We start from the raw sequence: 21,268 nt of genomic DNA on the forward strand, positions 1-21,268 counted from the left end.
TAAACCTTTTTAACTTTCTTTATAAGCATCATTTAAAGATGTAAAATCTAAAATTTTACAACGAGATTTTAACCTATCCTTGACACTATCTGGATTGATATTATCAGGAATTTCCATTGTAATCTCAAAATAATCTACCGCCGAATTTAAATCACTTGATAAATTAATTGTTAATAAATTTATCTGCATTTTAGCTAAAAATGCCAAAAATTCCGCTAAAACACCTTTTTTATTTTCCAAAGAAAAAATCAATTTATAAGATTTAGGGATGTTAGAATCCCATTTTATAAATACCATATCTTGATTATTATCTATCATTTTATCAGCTCTATCGCAAAGCTTATGATGGACAATAGCGTTACCACCTTTAACAAAAGCTAAAACAGCATCACCTCTTTTTGGATGGCAGCAAAAATCAAAATCCACATTAGCGATTTTATGGTTACAATATAGAGTAAAATTTCCTATTTTTTGCTCTTTAATCTCATATTTATCAAACCAATATGACTTCTTGGCGTATTTTTTAAGACCATTAACTATATCTTTCAAATAAGCACTATCTGTTGCTACTTGTCTAATACGTCTGACTAAATTTTCTTTTTCTATCCAAGTTTCAATTCTGTTTTTATCAACTCCAAAAATAAAACTTAACATATTAATAGAACTTGCTAGATTAATCTCTCTGATTTTTTGCTTGCAAAATTCCCTTATACTTGCTTTTGCTTTTCCTGTTTTAACACTATCTATCCAAGAACAGCGATAAAATTTATCATTGCTAGTAACCACTCGCACAATATCGCCATTTTTAAGCTCGGTTAACAAAGGTACTTTAATACGATTTACATAAGCACTTTTTGCATGAAGCCCTACTTTGGTATGCACTTCATAAGCAAAATCAAGAACCGTTGCACCACGAGGCAAAGTGAAAATTTCTCCCTTAGGAGAATAAACTGCGACATCTTCAACATAAAGACTATCTTTAGCATATTCATAAAGCTCAATAGCATTATAATCTTCTGCATTTTCAAGATTGTTTATACTTTGCATTGAAATATCTGTAAGCCAATCAAGACGAGGCGCAACCACGCTGCCATCTTCTTTATATTTCCAATGCGCTGCTATACCAAATTCCGCAATTTTATGCATATCAAAAGTTCGAATTTGTGCCTCTATAATACTTTTAGCATCAAAAAGTGTGGTATGTATAGTTTGATAACCATTTTGTTTAGGCAAGGCTATATAATCCTTAAAACGCGAAACCAAGGGATTAAAATGTGTATGTAAAATTCCCAAAGCTAAGTAACAATCACTTACTTTTTCAACCAAAATTCTTACCCCAAGCAAATCAAGAACTTCTTCAATACCAATGCCTTTTCTTTGCATTTTAAGATAAATAGAATAGCTATGTTTAATGCGTTTTTGAATTTCAAAACTACCTTGTCTAAAGCCATTACTCAAAAATAAAAGTTCGATTTTGGAAATAAATTCATTTAAACCTAATTGCATTTCTTGATTATTGGAATTGATATAATTGTCAATAAGCTTATACTCATCTGGCATAAGATATTTAAAACTAAGATCTTCCAAATAATTTTTTATGCTTGAAATACCAAGTCTATGGGCTATTGGGGCATATACAACTAAAGTTTCTTCGCTGATTCTTTTTTGCTTATCTTCTCTTAGAATATCAAGAGTAAGCATATTATGCAGCCTATCGCATAACTTCACAATCAAAACCCCAACATCTTCAATACTTGCTAAAAGCATATTTCTGAAAGTCAAGGCTGATTTAGTTAAACTTTTTTTAGATTTTGATGAAATGAGATTATCTTCTCTAATTTCTATAATTTTAGTAAGTCCTAAAACAAGTTTTAAAACCTCAGAACCAAACTGCTCTCTAAGTTCTTCTTCAGTGCAGTTTGTATCTTCAATCACATCATGCAATAAAGCAGCTAAAATATTGCTTTTATTTTCACTTAAAAATCCAACCAGTGTTGCTACTAAAATAGGATGTACCGCATAAGGCTCTCCACTTTTTCTAAACTGCCCTTCATGGCAAAATATACAGTAATCTACCGCTTTTTCAAGAATGGCATCATGGCCACAAATTTCGAAAAGCAAAGCCTTAGCAGCTTCTAAATCTTTACAATTTTTTACATTATCGATTAATTGTTCAAGCAATAATTCTTCATCGATTGGTTTCAACTAAACCCTCTAAAGTGATTTTATTTTCTGCAATTTCATATAAAGCTATATCTGCAAGTTTATTTTTATTTTTATCAAAGTCTACCAAAGGGGTTGCTCCATTTGCCAATTGTTCCGCTCTTTTTGCTACCACTAAAGAAAGGCGATATCTATCATTACCCATTTTTTCCAAAGCTTTTGCCGCTACTTCTTCTATTCTTTTATCCATAATTTTCTCCTTAATTATTTTTAACGGTTGAACAAAGGCTAGTATCACCTTGTATGATTTTAAGTAAATTACCCTCTTCAAACATATTACAAACCACAATAGGAAGTTTGTTATCTTTAGCTAAAGCTATAGCTGTATCATCCATCACTTTAATATTATCTTGCATAGCCTCATCATAACTCAAAGTATTTAAAAATACTGCATCATCAAATTGTTTTGGATCTTTATCATAAACTCCATTAACTTTTGTAGCTTTTATTACCATATCTGCATCAATTTCCACAGCTCTTAAAATAGCTGTTGTATCCGTAGTAAAATAAGGGTTTCCAGTACCTGCAGCAAAAACCACAACACGACCCTTTTCTAAGTGTCTTTGCGCTCTTCTCATAATATAAGTTTCACAAAATGCTTCCATCTGAATGGCGCTTTGAACCCTAACTTCAAGTCCAGAGCTTTCCAAAGCTTCTTGTATAGCAATAGCATTGATAACCGTAGCAAGCATCCCCATATGATCTCCACTTGTCCTTTTAATCAATCCGCCCTTAGCAGCACTTACTCCGCGAATAATATTACCACCGCCTATAACTATGCCTACTTCTATTTGATTTTTTATAAGTTCTTTAATCTCTGAAGCTATGAATTTTAAAATAGAATTTTCTATACCAAAGCCATTTTCACCTGCTAAAGCCTCTCCTGAAAATTTTACTAAAACTCTTTTTCTCTCTTGCATTATTTCTCCTTATTTAACTTGAAATTATATTTTAAATTCCATTAAATTTAGCTAATTTAAGCTAATGAGTTCCAAAGGATTGATATGAAAATTTTTTTGAGTTACTTCAAAAGTAAGATCATTTTTTATTCTACCCACTACGGCACCTTTTTTAATATTCTTACCAACTTTAATATTAGGAGCAATCTTATCTAAATGTGCGTATATTGTATGTATGCCATTATCATGTTCAACAATAACAACTCGAGCTAGCATACTAGTATCTTTAGCAAAAACTATTTTTCCATCTAGCACATTTTTAACAACTGCATCGCTTTTATTGCTTCTTAAAACTACATTCTCGTTAAAAATTTTAAGATTGTAAACAGGATCAACATAATTTCCAAATTTTTGCTTCACAGTAAAAGAATCCAATGGAGCTATGGTTTTTTTTCCTGTGTAACGCTTGACTGAACTTCCTTGATAGCTTGAACCTAATTGTCTTATTTTTTGATTATTTTTTACTATTTTAGTATCATTTTTGTTTGAATTTGCATCTTCTTTATCATTAATAATTTTTAATTGATTTAATGTTTTTCTAAGCTCTTCTTGCTGAGCTTGTAAATCATCGAGTTTTTTTGCATATATAGCTCGATCTGTTTTTTGTTTATTAATTTCGCTAATTTGTTTTTGTTTTAAACTTTGAAGCTTGGCTAATTGAGCGTTGTAATCCTTAAGACTTTCATTGATTTTCTTAATCTGAGCTTGTTTATCATCAATAAGCCTGCTTACTCCCTCATAATCTTTAGAAATTTTAAAAATTTCTTCATTTAAAACTTTGTTTAAACTTCCTAAAATTTCAAAAGCCATAAAACTTTCTTCACTTTCAATATAGCCTTGAGGGATAGGTAAATCATAAGCAAAATCTTTAGCCATTAAAGATATAAGCTTACCTTCCATATTTGATTTACTTTTAAGCAAATCTTCATTTTGGCTTGTAAGGGTGTTTAACTCTTGATTTTGAGCCTTAGCACTTGCTTCAAGCTTAGAAGTTTGTGAATTTAAGCTTTCAATTTGCAAACTTAGATCTTTCAAACTTTTTTCACCATTTAAAATATCGCTAGCCAAATCTTCAAGTTTTTTATTTAACTGTTCTTGTATGCGTTTATTTTCTTCTAAACTTTTTGTTTTTTCATTTATAGCGTTTGCTAAACTTATATCAACAAACAAAAAAAAACAAAAAAAGATAAGAATATTTTTTCTCATCTTTTAACCTTAAACATAACCGTATTTACACACAACAAGCAAATAAACAAAGTAGCTAAAAAAATTAAAGTCAAATGTAAAATAAAATTAATAGGTGGAAAAATAATATCTACAGCCTTTAAACTTTCTTGGATAATAGAAAGATCAAAAATTTGGGTAAAAAAGGCAAGTAAAATAACAAAAGCAATAAAACAATCAACCACAACCACCTTATAAAGCATAAAAGATCTAAACCAAAACGGAGCTCCAAATAAACACATAATTTCAATACGATCGGTATGTTCATAAAGCCAAATTCTCATCTGTTTTAAAAACAAAACAAAGGCAAGTAAAATAATGATAAACAAAAATAACCAAAAAACAAATTTCATCAAAATAAGCAAAGAGTATATCTTATCATGGGTTTTGGAAAAAGTTTCAACCTTACTAACACCTACAATATTTAAAAGTTGATTTTTAATCGAATTTAGTTCATTTTGATCGGGTAAAGAATTTAATTTTAAAGTATAAAATTTTGGCAGAGAATCTTTTAAAACTTTCAAATTCTTTTCAGAAACATCATTTTTCAAACGATCAATTAAATCCTTAGGATCTAAAGATTCAAGTCCAGCAAAAAATGGTACTTTTGTTTTTACTACATTCTGATCAAGTTCAGTTTTGCTGACAACTATAATATTATAATCTTTATTAACAAGTTCTTCATAATGCTTCAAAGTTGCATTTGTAATCAAAATAAATTCAAAAGCAAACATCATAAAAAGTAAAGGTAAAATTAAAGATAAATGTGTTTTAAAAAATTTCATTCATTTTTCCATTTTCTATATTAAAACGACGATAATCCACTCTTAAATTACTAGGAATTCTATGTGTTACCACTATAACACAAGTTCCTAAAAGCTCTCTAGCAGACTTTAAAAGAGTCCATATAATATCAGAAGAATACTCGTCCAAATTTCCCGTTGGCTCATCGCAAAGCAAAAGCTTTGGATTATGAGCTAAAGCCCTAGCCATAGCGACGCGTTGTTGCTCACCACCGCTAAGTTGATTAGGCAATTTATCTGCTTTAAAAGTTAAATTTACATGCTTTAAAAGCTTAGTAGCTTGATCATGGCATACTTTTTTGCTATAACCTTTAATCATTAAAGGCAACATAACATTTTTTTCAACACTATATTCTTGTACAAGTTTATAATCTTGAAAAATAATCCCTATTCTTTGACGTAATTTTAAAAGTTCTAAATTTCCAATTTTATTCATCAAAGATCCACATACTTCAAGTTTACCAGAAATAGGTTCTAAATCTCCATAAAAAGACTTTAAAAGCGTACTCTTACCACTCCCACTTTTACCCGTAATAAAAACAAAATCATCATCCTTAAAAGCAAAACTCGCTTCTTTAATAACTAGTTCATCATAACCTAAAGTAAGTTTATTTGCTTGGATTAAATTAGGCATCCTTTTTCCTTAATTTCCCTTTTTAAATTTTTAAATTATGCTTTATTTTTGCTTAATTTTCAAGAAAAATTATATTTTAAACTGAACTTTTAAAATTTCTTTTAATTCATTTATCGCTTTAATATTTTCTTGAATTTTAAATGGCTCTTTAAAAGCAAAATCAATCGTTTTATCAAGATGCAAATAACAATGTTCAGGCTTATTAAAAGCTCCAAAAGCAACCTTTAAAAGCAAATTCTCATCTTGTTTATAGATGCTTTCAAAATGCAAGAAAAAATCATCTTTTTTTATAGTAATATTTTTAAAGTTCTGCTCTATTTTTTTCAAATCCTCTTTAGAAAATTCAACCGATGAGAGATTAAATTCATTTAACTCATAGTTTTTACACTCTTGGTTAAAATTCCACACCCAAAGATCATATATATTTTTTTCTTGCTTTTTCCATCTATCTTCATATTTGCTTGAAATTTCTAAATTTTCATTTTTTCTAAGGCTAAATTTTGGAGCAGGAAAAGTCAAAAATTGCTCTAAAGTAAAATTAAAATACTCAAAACTATCTGTTCTAAGCTCAAAACGACCATTTTGAACTAAAACCCTAGCACATTCTTTGCAAAAATCTTTCCCAATAACTCGCCTATGAGGCTTTTTGTCCCAAGGAACAGGGAAATGTAAAAAAATCTTTTCAACTGATTTTGATTTTAATACACTCAATAACAATCTCGCATCACTTTGGATTAGCAAAATATTATTTACATTTTGTGCTTTAGCAAGTTTAGCCACTTGAGTTAAAGCTGGGTTGTAAATTTCCACCCCTAAAATTAAAACATTTGGATTTTCTTTTGCTTGATAAAGCAAATGTCTTCCTGATCCAAAGCCTATTTCTATATAAATTTTACCTTGAAGTCTAGATAAAAGCTCATCAAAATTATCAACGATAAATGGTGTTTTTTCAATTAAAGCATTATTTTTAAGTCCAAAAGCTTCATTGATAATATCCTCACAAAAACCTTCTTTAAAGATTTTTAAAGCCTTTTGCAAATAACCTATTTTAGAAGGTTTTGTATGTTTATCGCCTTTAATCACAAAACCATTTTGTGCTTTTTTAATCTGCAGAAAAAAACTCTCTTCTTGAACCTTTGTATAAATAAGACTAACATTATCATTCTTAGCAAGCCAAAGAAATTCAACATCATCCTTACTATAAGGCAGATTTATTTCTTTGATCTTTTTACTTTTAAAATTTGGCACTACTGAGCCGCCTTAACTTTGCTTGAAGGTTCTGAACGAAGCTCGGCTGAATCAATAGCAATAACTTCATAACTATATTCCACCCCTGGCAAAGCTTTTACATCTTTTAATCGCTTTTCTTTAATGCCTTTAAAAACTGCATTTTGCTCCCCGCCATAGCGTCTTACTTCATACTCAACAGCTCTAGTATCATTATCACTCCATTCTAAATTTATCCCTTCGCTTGTACTTTGAGCCAAAATAATACTAGGAGCCAAAGGGTTGCCTAAAGTTTTACCTTCTACACCATCTTTTGGCATAGGACTTTCAAGACCATCTTTATCCACCATTGTTACTTTATAATACTTGCTTTTACCTGCTCCTTCTACTATATCCTCATAAGAATTTTTATCAGTCTTTGCCAAAACACTAAAAGGAAGGAAGCTTGAGCTCGTAGAATAAACTTTATAATAAGAAAAATCTTCATACGTAGGAGCATCCCAAGTTAAAATGATTTTACTAGAACCATCTGTGCTAGCACTTAAATGCTCAACTTGAGGAGGTAAAGCCTTGCTTGTAGAACTTACAACTTGACTTGACCCACTCTTTATCCCATTAAAACTCACAGCAATAATTCTATAACTTGAATTTTCATTAGGCTTTAAATCACTATCGATGTATTCAGCGTTTAAACGATTTTTTACTTCTGCAATTTTTTTAAATTCTTTATCATCACCTTTGGTTCTTTCAATAATATAAGAATCAACCCTAAAATCAGGATGCGGACGCCAAATAAGTTTAATACGATTAGGCAAATTAGTCACAGCTTGAACAAAAGGAACAGCTTCAAGTCTTGGAGCTGTGCTCACTTCTATAACCTTGCCATCTTCTGAAATTTGTCCTTGCTCATTAAAGCTTTTCATCATATAACGATACTTAGTACCAGGCTCTAATTTAGTATCTACATAATGAGTTTGAAACTTATCTTTAATAGTGCCTACAAGTTTAAAATCAGGATTTTCATCACTAGAACGATACAAATAAAATCCTTTAATATTTTCATTATATAAAGGCTCCCATTCAAAAGCAATATTACTCATATCACTAAGACTTTTTAAACTTTCAACCTTTGGCAAGCTTTCATTTACAGCAGGCTCTTTACTTGAAGCTAGCGAATTCATTTGCGAAACACTACAAGCGCTAAGCAAAAGAGTTAAAAAACTCAAGTAAAAACTCAAGCGAAATCTTTTCATCATTCTCTCCTAAATTAATTTGTTCAAACATAATATTTTTAAAATCTTCCATCAAAGGTGCTTTAACAAAAATTTGTTCTTTGGTTTTTGGATGGATAAAATACAAAAAATAAGCATGTAACATTATCCTACAATCATACTTACCCTTATAACCATACAAACTATCACCTAAAATATAGCGATTTAAACTAGCCAAATGCGCTCTAATTTGATGAGTTCTTCCTGTAAAAAGCTTAGCAGCCATCAAAGTTAAATTTTCAGTTTTTACTACATTTATAAAAGCTGATTTTGCGTTTTTACTGAATTTATTTTCCTTATCTATGGCTATTTTTTTAATAGCATTAGAAGGCGAACGCATTAAAAATTTTTCTACTATAATTTTATCTTCTTTTAGTGGCAAATCAATTAACGCAAGGTAAATTCTTCCCATGCTTTTATCTGCAAGCTGTTCACTTAATTTTTGATGGGTGAAATTATTTTTCGCTATTAGTATAGCTCCGCTTGTATCTTTATCTAATCTATGGACAAGACCAGCTCTTATCTCTCCTCCTAAATTTGATAAAGTATATTTTTTTTCTATTAACCAATCCACCAAAGTGGCATTTTTAACGCTACTTGCTCCATGAACGACTAAATTTGAAGGTTTATTTAAAACAAGCAAGTCTTCATCTTCGTATAACACATCAATATCAAAATCCACTTCAAACTGAGGTTTTATCTCATTGCAAAGCTTTAAACTTGCAATAGAAATAATATCACCATTTTTAAGCTTAAATGAATTTTTATCTTGAATTTTATCATTAACCTGTACACAATCTTTTTCTATAAGTAAAGCAACTTGATTGCGACTTTGGTTTAATTTTTTAGCCAAAAATACATCAAGCCTTGAATTTTCATCTACTAAAAAAGTTTGCATTTTTTCCTTAGAGGTTTTGATAAATTTAAAATTTTAGTTTATAATTATAGCTTTATATTACCAACTGAAGGCAAATTTTGTTTAGATTAGATAGAAGAATTTTAACTCATTTTGACTATATGCAACCCATTTTATTTTTACCCATAATTCTTATTTCATTTTTCTTAATCTTTGAAGCTAATCCTTTTTTAGCAGAAAAACAGTTTGTTTATGCCTGTGTGGGATTGTTTGCTTTTATGGTTTTTTTCTTCTTTCCCATAAGGAAATTTATTTGGATTATTCCTGTTGCTTATTGGATTAATATTTTTTTATTGCTAAGCGTAGATATTTTTGGGGTTGAAAAATTAGGTGCTAAAAGATGGCTTGAAATTCCTTTTACTCACTTTACTATACAACCTTCTGAAATTTTTAAACCTAGTTTTATTTTAATGCTTGCCTATCTTATTTATCAAAATCCTCCTCCAAAAAATGGATACAAACTTAAACAATTCATCAAACTTAGCTTTTACATCATCTTGCCTTTTTTGCTAATTGCAAAAGAACCTGATTTAGGAAGTGCTATGGTTTTACTACTTGTTGGTTTTGGAGTGCTTTTTATCATGGGAGTTCATTATAAAATTTGGTTAAGTATTGTTATAGCTATAAGTGTTAGCTCTCCTATTATTTATACACATCTTTTAAAACCCTACCAAAAGCAAAGAATTCATGATTTTATTTCAGAAAAACCAAGTTATCAAGTAGCCCAATCAATGATAGCTATTGGAAATGGTGGTTTAACCGGAAAATCTCAAGATGAAGCTACGCAAACTCATTTTAAATTTTTACCTATTTCAACTAGTGATTTTATTTTCGCTTACATGATAGAAAGATTTGGATTTATTGGGGGATTGACATTAATTATATTTTATATTTTACTTATTTTTCATCTACTTAGTTTAAATTATAAACTTAAAGATGATTATTTTGCTAGAGTTGCTATTAATTGTGTTGCATTATTTATTTTTATTTATGCGGCAGTAAATATTTCAATGACTATAGGTTTTGCACCAGTAGTTGGGATCCCTTTGCCTTTTTTTAGTTATGGTGGAAGTTCTTTTACTATTTTTATGATTTTTTTTGGAATTTTACAGCATTTAATCACTTTTAGATATTTTTGGACGGATATAAAGGCTAAATAAAATATTTTTAAGCATTAATAAGATATAATTTTATCTTTTAATTCAACTTAGGCGGATTTATAGCTCAGTTGGTTAGAGCAACCGGCTCATAACCGGTTGGTCGCAGGTTCGAGTCCTGCTAAATCCACCATTCTACATATAAGCTATAGACTCTTTCTTTAAAAAATAACTTTTAGTTCTTTAAATATTTCAATCTTATATAAAAAAAGTATGTGATGTGATTTTTTGAAAGATAAAGTGGTGGTTAGAGGCAGAATCGAACTGCCGACACGCAGATTTTCAGTCTGCTGCTCTACCGACTGAGCTATCCAACCACAATGTTTGATAAAGTAAAAATGTAATTGTATCTTTTTTTCTTTAATTTAAGTTTAAATACAAAAATAAAATTTTATTTCCCTTAAAGTTTTAATAAGATAGAATACCCGCTTTAGATCATTATCAAATGGAAATTTTTTGAAACAATTTGGACTAGATAGACGAACTTTTAAAATTTTACTAGCTGGTTATATTATTATTGCATTGTTTGGGGCTTTATTGCTACATTCAAGCTGGGCACATACAACTCCTATTGATTTTTTAGATGCCTTTTTTACAAGCACATCTGCTGTTAGTATGACAGGATTAGTAATTAAGAACACTGCGGTTGATTTTACCTTAGCAGGACAAATTATTATCTTAGCTTTGGTGCAAATTGGAGGCTTGGGATATATGGGTATAGGTTTATTTGTTTATATACTCATACGCAAAAAAGTTGGTTTTAGTGCAAGAAATTTACTAAAAGAGTCTTTATTTTATCCATCAATGGATGGTTTATTTAAATTTTTTAAAAAGGTTTTGCTGTTCATTTTTACTATAGAATTGATAGGTGCTATACTTCTCACCATGCGTTTTGCCCTTGAAATGAATTTTAAGAAAGCTTTATGGTTTGGAATTTTTCATTCTATTAGCGCTTTTAATAATTCTGGATTTACTATATTTGAACATGGATTTATAGCTTATAAACATGATATAGCAATTAATCTTATTATCACTTCTTTGATTATTATTGGAGGGCTTGGATATTTTGTTTTGGTTGAATTATACTTTTTTCAAAGAAAAAAATTGCAAAATTTAAGCCTACATACAAAAATGGTTGTTGTTGCAAGTATTTTTCTTATTTTCTCTTCAACGCTTATTATTTTTGCTTTTGAATACTCAAATCCTCAAACTATAGGACATTTTTCATTTTTTGATAAAATTTTAAGCTCATATTTTATCGCTATTAATTACCGCACAGCAGGATTTAATACCTTAGATATGGGACATTTGCATGATGCAAGCTTATTTTTTGGATCATTGTTTATGGTTATTGGTGGTGCACCAGGTGGAACAGCTGGGGGTATGAAAGTAACAACTGTAATGGTTTTATTGCTCTATGCTTATTGGAGTATCCGCGATGGAAGAGTTAGAATTTTTGGACATGAAATTCCAAGAGAAACTATATCTAAAGCTTTTATTATAGCTGTAGGTTCAGCTGTTTATATAGTAATAGCTGTTATTTTGCTTTCCTTGCTAGAGTCAAAATTTGATTTTATAGCCTTGCTTTTTGAAACTTCTTCGGCTTTTGCAACCGTAGGAATTTCAGTAGGAAATGGTGGAACTTTATCTTTATGCGCTTTGTTTAGTGATCCTAGCAAGGTGATTATCATCATTATGATGCTAAGTGGTAGGATAGGTGTTTTTGCTTTTTTACTCTCGGTATTCAAACAAGACAAAGCTATTCATTTAAAATTCCCTGAAGGAAAGGTTAATTTATAAAGGTAAAATCGTGAAAAATCTTAATTATGGAATCATAGGACTTGGAAAATTTGGATCAGTTGTAGCAGATGAACTCATTGCTGGAGGTCATACTGTTATCGTTGCGGATAAAGATGAGGAAGCTTTAAAAAGTATACAAAATCCTCCAAGCTATGCTTATATTTTAGATTCTACAAATATTTCAGCCCTAAAAGAAGCAGGCTTTCATGATGTTGAAGTTGTTATTGTTAGCATAGGAGAAAATGTTGAAAAATCAATCCTTACTCTTATGGCGCTTAAAGATATAGGTGTTAAAAATATCATTGCTAAAGCAACCTCTAATATCCATGGTCAAATTCTTTCTAAGTTAGGTGCAACAAAGGTTATTTATCCTGAAAAAGAAAGTGCTAAAAGACTAGTAAAAGAATTTTTAACTAAAGATGCTGATTATGAAGTTTTTGATCTTTCAGCAAATACTATACGAGCTATTAAGATCAATATAGATGAAAAATTAGCAGGAAATTCTTTAAAACATGTAGCACAAAATATGAAAGTGATTTCTTATAAAAAATTAAATAGTGACTGGGAAATACTACCTGATTTAGAAACCACGACAGTTTATAGTGGAGATGTTGTAATACTCCTTGGAACAGTTAAAGAACTTAGAGAATTTGAACACTAAGCAAGATTTAAAGCCTTACAAGCCTTTACAAAACGCTTTAAGGCTGTTTTTTCTTTGGTAGAAATTTTATGATATATAACTTCATCTAAATAATATCTAACATCTTTTATATCTAAATCCCTTGTTTTGGCATAATTTTGCAGTATATAATAAGGAATTTTAATCTTTGTTTTTGGAAATTTTTTCAAAATTTGTTTATATAAAGCTTTTTTTTGCACACAAGAAAATCTAGCAAAAACAAAAGGCAATCCTGTTTTTTCGTGCCATTTTGCACATAAATCGATATATTTAGAAGGATCTTTTAGATAAAGCTTTAAAGCCTTATCACCTATAATTACTTTTCCATCTTGTTTTAATACTTTAGCCAGAGCGTTTGAAGTTGCTGAACTTGGATCTTTGGCATTTGATGTATTTTTTTCTACTAATACACTTAAAACTCTTTTATTGGCACAAATACCCAAATCTAAATTTTTATATTTTTTTCTAGCACTTTCTATGCTTGAAATGATAGCTGCATCAATTCTTCTATAAAATAAATCTTTATTTAGCTTACTTGGAACTCCTTTTTTATACTCCATACTTGCTTTATAACCATTAGGTAGGGGATATTTCTTAAGATATATATGTAAAGGTAAAAGATTAATATAATCAATTTTTCCAAAAATCATCTCTTTTATAGAGTGTTAAACACTCTATCTCCTGCATCTCCAAGCCCTGGGATAATATAACCTTTTTCATTTAAACCTTCATCAATACAAGCCACAAAAACTTCTACATCATCATGCATTTGGCTAAATTTTTTCAAACCTTGTGGAGCAGCAAGTATGGATATAAATTTTATTTTTTTAACTCCTTGGCTTTTTAAAAAATTACAAGCATCTATAGCAGTCCCACCTGTAGCAAACATAGGATCTATAACAATAGCAGTGCGTTTTTTTGCATCTTTGGGAAGTTTTTGAAAATAAAAATCCGCCTTTAAAGTTTCTTCATTTCTCACAAACCCCAAAAACCCAACACTTGCATCAGGAATCATCTTAAAAACACTTTCAAGCATTCCTAATGCAGCTCTTAAAATAGGACAAATCATAATTTTTTCATCAAGTTTTTTTACTGTAGTTTTTTGTATAGGTGTTGAAATTTCAATTTCTTTTAAAGAAAAATCTTTACTCGCTTCAAAAAGCAAAAAAGATGAAATTTCATCGATTAACATACGAAATTGAAAGGGCTTTGTCTCTTTAGCCCTTAAAATTCCTAATTTATGTTCGATCAATGGATGATTGATACAATGAATATTTTTCATTTTAAGCTTTCAAAATAAGCTTTCTCATCAAAATTTTTCACCTTAGCTACACCATCTTTTACCGCAGCTGCTGCTACAGCTGTACTTACTGCAGCTTTTACTCTTTCATCAAAAGGTTTTGGTATAACATAATCTCTTCCAAATTCTAAAGTGCTTAAATTATAAGCTTTTTTAACCGCATCGCTTACAGGAAGTTTTGCAAGATCTGCTAATGCTTTAGCAGCCGCTACTTTCATATTTTCAGTGATTTTACTTGCACGCACATCTAAAGCCCCACGGAAAATAAAAGGAAAACCTAAAACATTATTGATTTGATTTGGATAATCACTTCTTCCTGTTCCTACAATCGCATCTTTTCTAAGTCTAGCCACATCTTCAGGCATCACTTCAGGGATAGGATTTGCCAAAGCAAAAATCACAGGATCTTTTGCCATGCTTAAAACCATTTCATCATCAAGAATTTTTGGTGCACTAAGTCCTAGGAAAACATCAGCTCCTTTTAAAACTTCTTTTAAAGTCTTTTCCTTAGAATCAACAGCAAATTCAAGTTTTTGAGGAGTTAAATCATTTCTATCTTTAGAAATCACTCCTTTACTATCTACTAAAATAATATTTTCAACCCCTAAATTTCTATACATCTTAGCACTTGCTATACCTGCGGCACCTGCGCCACTTACAACCACCTTAATGTCTTTAAATTTTTTACCACTTATCTCCATAGCATTCATAAGCCCTGCAGTTGAAATAATAGCTGTTCCGTGCTGATCATCATGCATTACAGGAATTCCTAAATCTTGCAAAGCCGCTTCAATTTCAAAACATTTTGGAGCAGCTATATCTTCTAAATTTATCCCGCCCACAGTCGGAGCCAAAGCCTTGCAAAAATTTACAATCTCTTCTATACTATGAACATTAATTTCTATATCATAAGCATTTACATTTGCAAATTTTTTAAACAAACAAGCCTTACCTTCCATAACAGGTTTTGAAGCCTGTGCTCCTATGTTTCCAAGTCCTAAAACAGCAGAACCATCGCTAACTATAGCTACCAAATTAGCTTTATTTGTATAAGTATAAGCAAGCTCATTATCTTTAGCGATTTCAAGGCAAGGTTCTGCAACTCCTGGGCTATACGCCAAAGATAGATCATAACTTGTAGCCATTGGCTTACTTGGCACAATATCAATTTTCCCACCTAAATGGTATTTTAAAGCTTCTTCTTTTAAATTCATTTTATTTTCCTCTAACTTTTAAAAAATTGTCTATTCTTTTTTTACACTCATCAACCCCTAAAAATTCTAATACTTCAAAAATACTAGGACTTACCGCACTCCCTGTTAAAGCTATGCGTATAGGCTGAGCCAAATCTTTTAACTTTGCTTCTTTTTTTTCTAAAAAATCATTTGTAAAATCTTCAAAATCTTTACCTGTTTTTTGATCTTTAAGTGTATTGGCAAATGCTTGGAGCAATTCTAAATTATTTTTGTTAACAAATTTTTGCACTGCATTTTCATCATAATTTTGCGGTGCATTAACTATGCTTTTTGCACCATTGATAATATCATGCAAGGTTTTTGCACGCTCTCTTAATAAATCAAGTAAAAATCCTGCCTTTTCATAAACAGATAAATCAAAGCCAAGATCTTTAAGCTGACGGTTAATCTCTTCAAAAGGCAAAGTTTTAATATAATGAGCATTCAACCATTCAAGCTTTTTAGCATTATAACAAGATGCGCTTTTATTGATATGATAAGGATCAAAAAGTTTTTTCAAATCTTCTAGTGAAAAAACCTCGTCATCGCCATGACTCCAACCTAAACGCACAAGAAAATTAAGCAAAGCTTGAGGTAAAATTCCCATTTCTTTGTATTCCATAACATCAGTTGCCCCATGTCTTTTTGAAAGCTTTTTACCATCTTCTCCATGTATCATAGCCACATGAAAAAATTTAGGAATTTTAAAACCCAATGCTTCATAAAGCACAATTTGTTTAGGAGTATTTGAAAGATGATCATCCCCACGAATCACATCGCTTACCCCCATTAAAGCATCGTCAATAACAACAGTAAAATTATAAGTTGGGGTTCCATCACTTCTTGCAATGATAAAATCATCCATTATATCTTCTGCTTTAAATCTCACCTCGCCTTTAACCCCATCTTCAAAAACAATCTCGCCACTTTGAGGCGCTTTAATACGCACAACAGGTTCTATACCCTGAGGTGGCGTGCCTGTAAATTCTCTATATCTTCCATCATATCTTGGGCGCTCTTTGGCGGCTTCTTGCTTGGCACGCAATTCTTCTAATTCTTCTTTACTCATATAACAATAATACGCTTTACCTTCATCTAAAAGCTTTTTAACATATTCTTTATAAAGATCAAAACGCTCTGATTGGTAAGTTACTTCTCCATCATGTTCTAAACCACACCATTTAAAAGCTTCGATAATTGCTTTAGTAGCTTCTTTGGAATTTCTTTTTAAATCCGTATCTTCAATGCGAAGTAAAAAATTTCCACCATTTTTTCTAGCGTATAAATAATTATAAAGAGCTGTTCTAAGTCCACCTATGTGCAAATACCCTGTTGGGCTTGGAGCAAAACGCGTTGTAAGTTTTTCGTGCATTTTTTGCCTTTTCTTAAATTTTTATTGATATAATGCGATATTTATACTTAAATAAAGGTTTGAAATGAAAAAAATTTTATTAAGTTTTGCATTTTTTGCAAGTTTGGCTAGTGCAAATACCATTAATGCTATAGCTGTAGTTGTAGACAAAGAGCCTATCACAACTTATGATATAGATCAAACTATGAAAGCACTTAAAATTGATAGAAATAAAGCTTTAGGCGTACTCATCAATGAAAAAATGGAAATTTCACAAATGAAACAACTGGGTATTGTAGTCAATGATCTAGAGCTTGATGATGCTATAAATAAAATGCTTGCTCAAAACAAAACCACTTTAAATGCTTTCAAAGCAAATTTAAAATCCAAAAATCAAAGCTATGAACAATTTCGTACAAATTTTAAAAAAGATTTAGAAAAAAGAAAGCTTTATGAAAAAATCGCAAGTATGGCAAAAACTGACTTTAGTGATGATGGAGCAAAAAAATTTTTCGAACAAAATAAAGATAAATTCACTTTTTATACACAAATTAATGCAAATATTTATCTATCAAACAATCCTCAAACTTTAGAAAATATCAAAAATACAAAAAAAACAATCCTTAAACCACAAAATGCATCTTTAAACACAAGCAATGCCGATCCAAGACTTTTAGGACTTTTATCGCAAATTCCTGTTGGAGGCTTTTCCCCTGTTTTAAATGGAAAAAATGGCTATGAACTCTATGAAGTTAAAAGCAAAGATGGGACACAAACTCCTGAATACGAACAAGTTAAAAATGAAGTTTTAAACGCTTACGTAAGTGAACAAAGACAAAATTTCATACAGGATTATTTTGATAAACTCCGCTCTAAAATCAATATAGAATATTTAAGATAAAAATTACAATTAAAATTTCCCTTATAATAGGGAAATTTTAATGTCTTGCAAGATAATTTGTATCGTAATTATTATTAATAAAATCAGGATTTTCCATCATGGAAAGATGAAAATCTTTAGTCGTTTTTATCCCACTTATAAGCAACTCATCTAAAGCTACTTTCATCTTTGCAATAGCTTTATTACGATCTTCTGCCCAAACTACAAGTTTGCCTATCATAGAATCATAATAAGCAGGCACGCTATAGTCTTGATAACAATGACTTTCCATTCTTACATTGCGTCCTGCGGGTGGAATGTATTTAGTAATCTTACCTGGACTTGGCAAGAAGGTTTTAGAATCTTCAGCTGTGATTCTACATTCTATAGAATGCCCATTAAGCTTAATACTTTCTTGAGATGGTAAGGCATAACCTTCTGCTACTTTAATCATTTGTTCTATGATATCAATCCCACTTACCATTTCACTTACACAGTGTTCAACTTGCAAACGCGTATTCATTTCTATAAAATAAAAGTCTAAATTTTTATCTACTAAAAACTCAAAAGTTCCCGCACCTTCATATCCTATAGCTTTAGCTGCCTTAATAGCAGTTTCATGAAGCCTAGTGCGTGTTTTTTCATCAAGCAAAATCGCAGGGGATTCTTCTATAAGTTTTTGATGGCGTCTTTGCATAGAACAATCTCTTTCGCCCACATGAATCACATTGCCAAAACTATCTCCTATAACCTGCACTTCTATATGGCGTGGATTTTGTATGTATTTTTCCATATACATAGTTCCATCGCCAAATGCTGTCATAGCCTCGCTTTCAGCCGACCAATACGCTTTTTCAAGATCTTTTTCATTTTCAACCACACGCATACCACGACCACCACCACCTGCAGCTGCTTTTAAAATCACAGGATAACCTATTTCTTTGGCAAGTTTTTTAGCTGCTTCAGCTCCTGCCAAAGCCCCATCGCTTCCTGGGATCACAGGTACGCCTGCTCTTTGCATGACTTGTTTTGCTTTTGATTTATCACTCATTAAATTCATAGCTTCCACAGAAGGACCTATAAATTTGATGTTATGTTTAGCACAAATTTCAACAAAATTTTGATTTTCACTTAAAAATCCGTATCCTGGAAAAATCGCATCAGCTTCTGCTATTTCAGCCGCTGCGATGATAGCTGGGATATTTAAATAACTTTCAGAACTTCTTGCCTTACCTATACAAATGCTTGCATCAGCGTATTTTAAATACAAAGCATCTTTATCTGCTTCAGAATACACACAAATTGCTTTTTTACCCATTTCTTTAATCGTTCTTAAAGCACGCAGTGCTATTTCTCCACGATTAGCAATTAATATGCTTTTAATTTCCATTTTATAATTTCTCCACCGCAAATAAAGGCATTCCAAATTCTACAGGCTGACCATCAGCAACTAAAATTTCAGCGATCCTACAATCAAATTCCGCTTCAATTTCATTCATGATTTTCATCGCTTCGATAATAGCTATAGTATCGCCTTTTTTAACCGTACTACCTACTTTTACAAAAGGTGCTGCACCTGGACTTGGAGCTTGATAGAAAGTTCCTACCATAGGGCTGTTTATACTTGGTTTGTTTGATTTTACACTTTGACTAGGTTGAGCTTCGTTTACAACGCTTACATTGATAGGTTGTGGAGCTGGAACTGGAGGACAAACAGGAGCTGGAACATCGCAGCACATATCTCTTTCAAGTTCTATTTCAAAACCATCTTGTTCTTTGATCTTAATTTTACTAATATTTGCTTCAGCAAAAAGGTTGACTAACTCTTTAATTTCTTCTTTTGTCATAAAATTCTCCTACAAAATTTAAGAACTTAACCTTGTATTATATAAAAAAACTTGAAATTTAACTTTAAAAAAGAAAAAAATCATAAAAAATATAGATTTTTTAGGTTATAATCCTTACAAAAATTACAAATATTAAAAAGGTTAAAAATGGGCTTAAAAGCGGATAATTGGATAAGAAAAATGGCATTAGAACACAAGATGATCGAACCATTTTGCGAAGCAAATATAGGAAAAGGTGTGGTAAGCTATGGACTTTCAAGCTATGGTTATGATATACGTGTAGGGCGTGAGTTTAAAATTTTTACCAATGTTAATTCAACTGTAGTGGATCCAAAAAATTTCGTAGAAGAAAATGTAGTAGATTTTGAAGGCGATGTATGTATAGTTCCTGCAAATTCTTTTGCCCTAGCTAGAACTATAGAGTATTTTAAAATGCCTGATAATGTCTTAGCTATTTGTCTTGGCAAAAGCACTTATGCAAGATGTGGCATCATCGTCAATGTTACCCCTTTTGAACCAGGTTTTGAAGGACATATCACTATAGAAATTTCAAATACTACGCCTTTACCTGCAAAAATTTATGCCAATGAAGGTATAGCGCAAGTGTTGTTTTTGCAAGGCGATGAAAAATGTGACACCACTTATAAAGATAAAAAAGGCAAGTATCAAGCCCAAACTGGCATAACCTTGCCAAGAATTTTAAAATAGGAACACTTATTGCTTTAATTTTAAAAAAACTTAAGCAAAGGAAGGCAAAATGTTTAACAAAAAAAATATCTTAATCACGGGCGGAACAGGCTCGTTTGGAAAAACTTATACTAAGGTTTTGCTAGAAAACTATAAACCTAATAAGATTATCATTTATTCTCGTGATGAGCTCAAACAATTTGAAATGGCAAGCGTTTTTAATGCTCCTTGTATGCGTTATTTCATAGGAGATGTAAGAGATAAAGAGCGTTTAAGTGCTGCTATGCGTGATGTGGATTTTGTTATACATGCTGCTGCAATGAAGCATGTGCCTATTGCTGAATATAACCCTATGGAATGTATAAAAACAAACATACACGGTGCGCAAAATGTCATCGACGCTTGTTTTGAAAATGGGGTTAAAAAATGTATCGCTCTTAGTACGGATAAGGCTTGTAATCCTGTAAATTTATACGGTGCAACCAAACTTGCAAGCGATAAGCTTTTTGTCGCTGCAAACAACATAGCAGGTAACAAGCAAACACGCTTTGGTGTTACAAGATATGGCAATGTTGTAGGTTCAAGAGGTTCAGTGGTGCCTTTCTTTAAAAAACTCATCAGCGAAGGAGCTAAAGAACTTCCTATCACCGATACGAGAATGACTCGTTTTTGGATCAGCCTTGAAGATGGAGTAAAATTTGTACTGAGTAATTTTGAAAGAATGCATGGAGGAGAAATCTTTATCCCTAAAATTCCTTCGATGAAAATCACCGATCTAGCCCATGCTCTAGCTCCTAATTTAAGCCATAAAATCATAGGCATAAGAGCAGGAGAAAAACTACATGAAATCATGATTTCAAGCGATGATAGCCATTTAACCTATGAATTTGAAAACTACTATGCTATAAGCCCGAGTATTAAATTTGTAGATAAAGATAATGACTTTAGTATCAATGCCCTAGGCGAAAAAGGGCAAAAGGTAAAAGATGGTTTTTCTTATAGCTCGGATAATAATCCTTTATGGGCAAGCGAAAAAGAACTTTTAGAAATCATCAATCATACTGAAGGTTTTTAA

General features: G+C 31.2%; 21 protein-coding genes and 2 tRNA genes. 7 read left to right on the forward strand and 16 right to left on the reverse strand.

Annotated features, from left to right (window positions below; genetic code table 11):
* Positions 1-9: 9 nt before the first annotated feature.
* From FBF02_RS06235 to FBF02_RS06275, 9 genes are all read right to left on the reverse strand, one after another.
* Positions 10-2,205 (reverse strand): bifunctional (p)ppGpp synthetase/guanosine-3',5'-bis(diphosphate) 3'-pyrophosphohydrolase, encoded by a 2,196-nt coding sequence (locus tag FBF02_RS06235; RefSeq protein ID WP_002858057.1) that lies wholly within the window; start codon positions 2,203-2,205, stop codon positions 10-12.
* Positions 2,189-2,413: a DNA-directed RNA polymerase subunit omega gene (locus tag FBF02_RS06240; protein WP_002853464.1), complete on the reverse strand. Its 225-nt coding sequence runs from the start codon at positions 2,411-2,413 to the stop codon at positions 2,189-2,191. The genes FBF02_RS06235 and FBF02_RS06240 overlap by 17 nt, the downstream gene beginning before the upstream one ends.
* A 10-nt stretch (positions 2,414-2,423) precedes the next feature.
* The gene (pyrH, locus tag FBF02_RS06245; RefSeq protein WP_002858454.1) at positions 2,424-3,143 is read right to left on the reverse strand and encodes a UMP kinase; all 720 of its coding nucleotides are present in this window, start codon (positions 3,141-3,143) and stop codon (positions 2,424-2,426) included.
* Positions 3,144-3,194: 51 nt separating this feature from the next.
* Positions 3,195-4,388: a M23 family metallopeptidase gene (locus FBF02_RS06250; RefSeq protein WP_002853860.1), complete on the reverse strand. Its 1,194-nt coding sequence runs from the start codon at positions 4,386-4,388 to the stop codon at positions 3,195-3,197.
* Positions 4,385-5,191, reverse strand: a complete 807-nt coding sequence (locus FBF02_RS06255; protein ID WP_002853622.1) for an FtsX-like permease family protein — start codon at positions 5,189-5,191, stop codon at positions 4,385-4,387. The genes FBF02_RS06250 and FBF02_RS06255 overlap by 4 nt, the downstream gene beginning before the upstream one ends.
* On the reverse strand, positions 5,178-5,843 hold the full coding sequence (locus tag FBF02_RS06260; protein WP_002853534.1) for an ABC transporter ATP-binding protein: 666 nt from the start codon (positions 5,841-5,843) through the stop codon (positions 5,178-5,180). The genes FBF02_RS06255 and FBF02_RS06260 overlap by 14 nt, the downstream gene beginning before the upstream one ends.
* Positions 5,844-5,912: 69 nt before the next feature.
* The gene (gene trmB / locus FBF02_RS06265) at positions 5,913-7,091 is read right to left on the reverse strand and encodes a tRNA (guanosine(46)-N7)-methyltransferase TrmB (protein WP_002858203.1); all 1,179 of its coding nucleotides are present in this window, start codon (positions 7,089-7,091) and stop codon (positions 5,913-5,915) included.
* Positions 7,091-8,326: a fibronectin type III domain-containing protein gene (locus tag FBF02_RS06270; RefSeq protein WP_014516824.1), complete on the reverse strand. Its 1,236-nt coding sequence runs from the start codon at positions 8,324-8,326 to the stop codon at positions 7,091-7,093. The genes trmB and FBF02_RS06270 overlap by 1 nt, the downstream gene beginning before the upstream one ends.
* The gene (locus FBF02_RS06275) at positions 8,271-9,239 is read right to left on the reverse strand and encodes an RluA family pseudouridine synthase (protein ID WP_002858282.1); all 969 of its coding nucleotides are present in this window, start codon (positions 9,237-9,239) and stop codon (positions 8,271-8,273) included. The genes FBF02_RS06270 and FBF02_RS06275 overlap by 56 nt, the downstream gene beginning before the upstream one ends.
* A gap of 77 nt (positions 9,240-9,316) precedes the next feature.
* Here FBF02_RS06275 and FBF02_RS06280 point away from each other — a divergent pair, with 77 nt between their 5' ends.
* Positions 9,317-10,417: an FtsW/RodA/SpoVE family cell cycle protein gene (locus FBF02_RS06280; RefSeq protein WP_002853654.1), complete on the forward strand. Its 1,101-nt coding sequence runs from the start codon at positions 9,317-9,319 to the stop codon at positions 10,415-10,417.
* 53 nt (positions 10,418-10,470) lie between these two features.
* Positions 10,471-10,547, forward strand: a tRNA-Ile gene (locus FBF02_RS06285).
* Between the two features lie 108 nt (positions 10,548-10,655).
* On the opposite strand, the gene FBF02_RS06290 is transcribed toward FBF02_RS06285, so the two are convergent.
* Positions 10,656-10,731 (reverse strand) — tRNA-Phe (locus FBF02_RS06290).
* A 139-nt stretch (positions 10,732-10,870) separates the two neighbouring features.
* Here FBF02_RS06290 and FBF02_RS06295 point away from each other — a divergent pair.
* Complete coding sequence (locus FBF02_RS06295; protein ID WP_002858357.1) at positions 10,871-12,214, forward strand: TrkH family potassium uptake protein; 1,344 nt, start codon at positions 10,871-10,873, stop codon at positions 12,212-12,214.
* A 10-nt stretch (positions 12,215-12,224) separates the two neighbouring features.
* On the forward strand, positions 12,225-12,875 hold the full coding sequence (locus tag FBF02_RS06300; protein WP_002853664.1) for a TrkA family potassium uptake protein: 651 nt from the start codon (positions 12,225-12,227) through the stop codon (positions 12,873-12,875).
* On the opposite strand, the gene FBF02_RS06305 is transcribed toward FBF02_RS06300, so the two are convergent.
* The 4 genes from FBF02_RS06305 to gltX are packed head-to-tail and all read right to left on the reverse strand — an operon-like array spanning position 12,872 to position 16,800.
* On the reverse strand, positions 12,872-13,543 hold the full coding sequence (locus FBF02_RS06305) for a menaquinone biosynthetic enzyme MqnA/MqnD family protein (protein WP_002857885.1): 672 nt from the start codon (positions 13,541-13,543) through the stop codon (positions 12,872-12,874). The two genes, FBF02_RS06300 and FBF02_RS06305, sit on opposite strands and share 4 nt — an antisense overlap.
* Before the next feature lie 5 nt (positions 13,544-13,548).
* The gene (upp, locus tag FBF02_RS06310; protein WP_002858427.1) at positions 13,549-14,175 is read right to left on the reverse strand and encodes a uracil phosphoribosyltransferase; all 627 of its coding nucleotides are present in this window, start codon (positions 14,173-14,175) and stop codon (positions 13,549-13,551) included.
* A complete protein-coding gene (locus FBF02_RS06315) occupies positions 14,172-15,407 on the reverse strand; it encodes a malic enzyme-like NAD(P)-binding protein (protein ID WP_002854063.1) in 1,236 nt (411 codons plus the stop codon). The genes upp and FBF02_RS06315 overlap by 4 nt, the downstream gene beginning before the upstream one ends.
* Before the next feature lies 1 nt (position 15,408).
* Positions 15,409-16,800: a glutamate--tRNA ligase gene (gene gltX / locus FBF02_RS06320; RefSeq protein WP_002858284.1), complete on the reverse strand. Its 1,392-nt coding sequence runs from the start codon at positions 16,798-16,800 to the stop codon at positions 15,409-15,411.
* Between the two features lie 64 nt (positions 16,801-16,864).
* Here gltX and salC point away from each other — a divergent pair, with 64 nt between their 5' ends.
* A complete protein-coding gene (gene salC, locus FBF02_RS06325) occupies positions 16,865-17,680 on the forward strand; it encodes a peptidylprolyl isomerase SalC (protein WP_002856474.1) in 816 nt (271 codons plus the stop codon).
* Positions 17,681-17,717: 37 nt separating this feature from the next.
* Here the strand turns inward: salC and FBF02_RS06330 are convergent, their stop codons facing one another.
* Together FBF02_RS06330 and accB are read right to left on the reverse strand one after the other, a co-directional pair.
* A complete protein-coding gene (locus FBF02_RS06330; protein WP_002858001.1) occupies positions 17,718-19,049 on the reverse strand; it encodes an acetyl-CoA carboxylase biotin carboxylase subunit in 1,332 nt (443 codons plus the stop codon).
* A gap of 1 nt (position 19,050) precedes the next feature.
* Complete coding sequence (gene accB / locus FBF02_RS06335) at positions 19,051-19,506, reverse strand: acetyl-CoA carboxylase biotin carboxyl carrier protein (RefSeq protein WP_002853623.1); 456 nt, start codon at positions 19,504-19,506, stop codon at positions 19,051-19,053.
* A 147-nt stretch (positions 19,507-19,653) separates the two neighbouring features.
* Between accB and dcd the strand changes: the two genes are divergently transcribed.
* Entirely contained in the window at positions 19,654-20,214 is a 561-nt protein-coding gene (dcd, locus tag FBF02_RS06340; protein WP_002854086.1) for a dCTP deaminase, read from the forward strand.
* Between the two features lie 49 nt (positions 20,215-20,263).
* Positions 20,264-21,268: a UDP-N-acetylglucosamine 4,6-dehydratase (inverting) gene (pseB, locus tag FBF02_RS06345; protein WP_002858028.1), complete on the forward strand. Its 1,005-nt coding sequence runs from the start codon at positions 20,264-20,266 to the stop codon at positions 21,266-21,268.

Source organism: Campylobacter sp. CFSAN093226 (genome assembly GCF_012897595.1).
Lineage (GTDB): Bacteria > Campylobacterota > Campylobacteria > Campylobacterales > Campylobacteraceae > Campylobacter_D > Campylobacter_D jejuni.

What these genes read in the sequence shown, in the direction of transcription:
- FBF02_RS06250 (WP_002853860.1), bottom strand. Translation starts at nt 4,388, where the DNA reads ATGAGAAAAAATATTCTTATCTTTTTTTGTTTTTTTTTGTTTGTTGAT.
- upp (WP_002858427.1), bottom strand. Translation starts at nt 14,175, where the DNA reads ATGAAAAATATTCATTGTATCAATCATCCATTGATCGAACATAAATTA.
- pyrH (WP_002858454.1), bottom strand. Translation starts at nt 3,143, where the DNA reads ATGCAAGAGAGAAAAAGAGTTTTAGTAAAATTTTCAGGAGAGGCTTTA.
- dcd (WP_002854086.1), top strand. Translation starts at nt 19,654, where the DNA reads ATGGGCTTAAAAGCGGATAATTGGATAAGAAAAATGGCATTAGAACAC.
- gltX (WP_002858284.1), bottom strand. Translation starts at nt 16,800, where the DNA reads ATGCACGAAAAACTTACAACGCGTTTTGCTCCAAGCCCAACAGGGTAT.
- FBF02_RS06315 (WP_002854063.1), bottom strand. Translation starts at nt 15,407, where the DNA reads ATGAATTTAAAAGAAGAAGCTTTAAAATACCATTTAGGTGGGAAAATT.
- FBF02_RS06255 (WP_002853622.1), bottom strand. Translation starts at nt 5,191, where the DNA reads ATGAAATTTTTTAAAACACATTTATCTTTAATTTTACCTTTACTTTTT.
- pseB (WP_002858028.1), top strand. Translation starts at nt 20,264, where the DNA reads ATGTTTAACAAAAAAAATATCTTAATCACGGGCGGAACAGGCTCGTTT.
- FBF02_RS06305 (WP_002857885.1), bottom strand. Translation starts at nt 13,543, where the DNA reads ATGATTTTTGGAAAAATTGATTATATTAATCTTTTACCTTTACATATA.
- FBF02_RS06270 (WP_014516824.1), bottom strand. Translation starts at nt 8,326, where the DNA reads ATGATGAAAAGATTTCGCTTGAGTTTTTACTTGAGTTTTTTAACTCTT.
- FBF02_RS06240 (WP_002853464.1), bottom strand. Translation starts at nt 2,413, where the DNA reads ATGGATAAAAGAATAGAAGAAGTAGCGGCAAAAGCTTTGGAAAAAATG.
- salC (WP_002856474.1), top strand. Translation starts at nt 16,865, where the DNA reads ATGAAAAAAATTTTATTAAGTTTTGCATTTTTTGCAAGTTTGGCTAGT.
- FBF02_RS06260 (WP_002853534.1), bottom strand. Translation starts at nt 5,843, where the DNA reads ATGCCTAATTTAATCCAAGCAAATAAACTTACTTTAGGTTATGATGAA.
- FBF02_RS06330 (WP_002858001.1), bottom strand. Translation starts at nt 19,049, where the DNA reads ATGGAAATTAAAAGCATATTAATTGCTAATCGTGGAGAAATAGCACTG.
- accB (WP_002853623.1), bottom strand. Translation starts at nt 19,506, where the DNA reads ATGACAAAAGAAGAAATTAAAGAGTTAGTCAACCTTTTTGCTGAAGCA.
- FBF02_RS06275 (WP_002858282.1), bottom strand. Translation starts at nt 9,239, where the DNA reads ATGCAAACTTTTTTAGTAGATGAAAATTCAAGGCTTGATGTATTTTTG.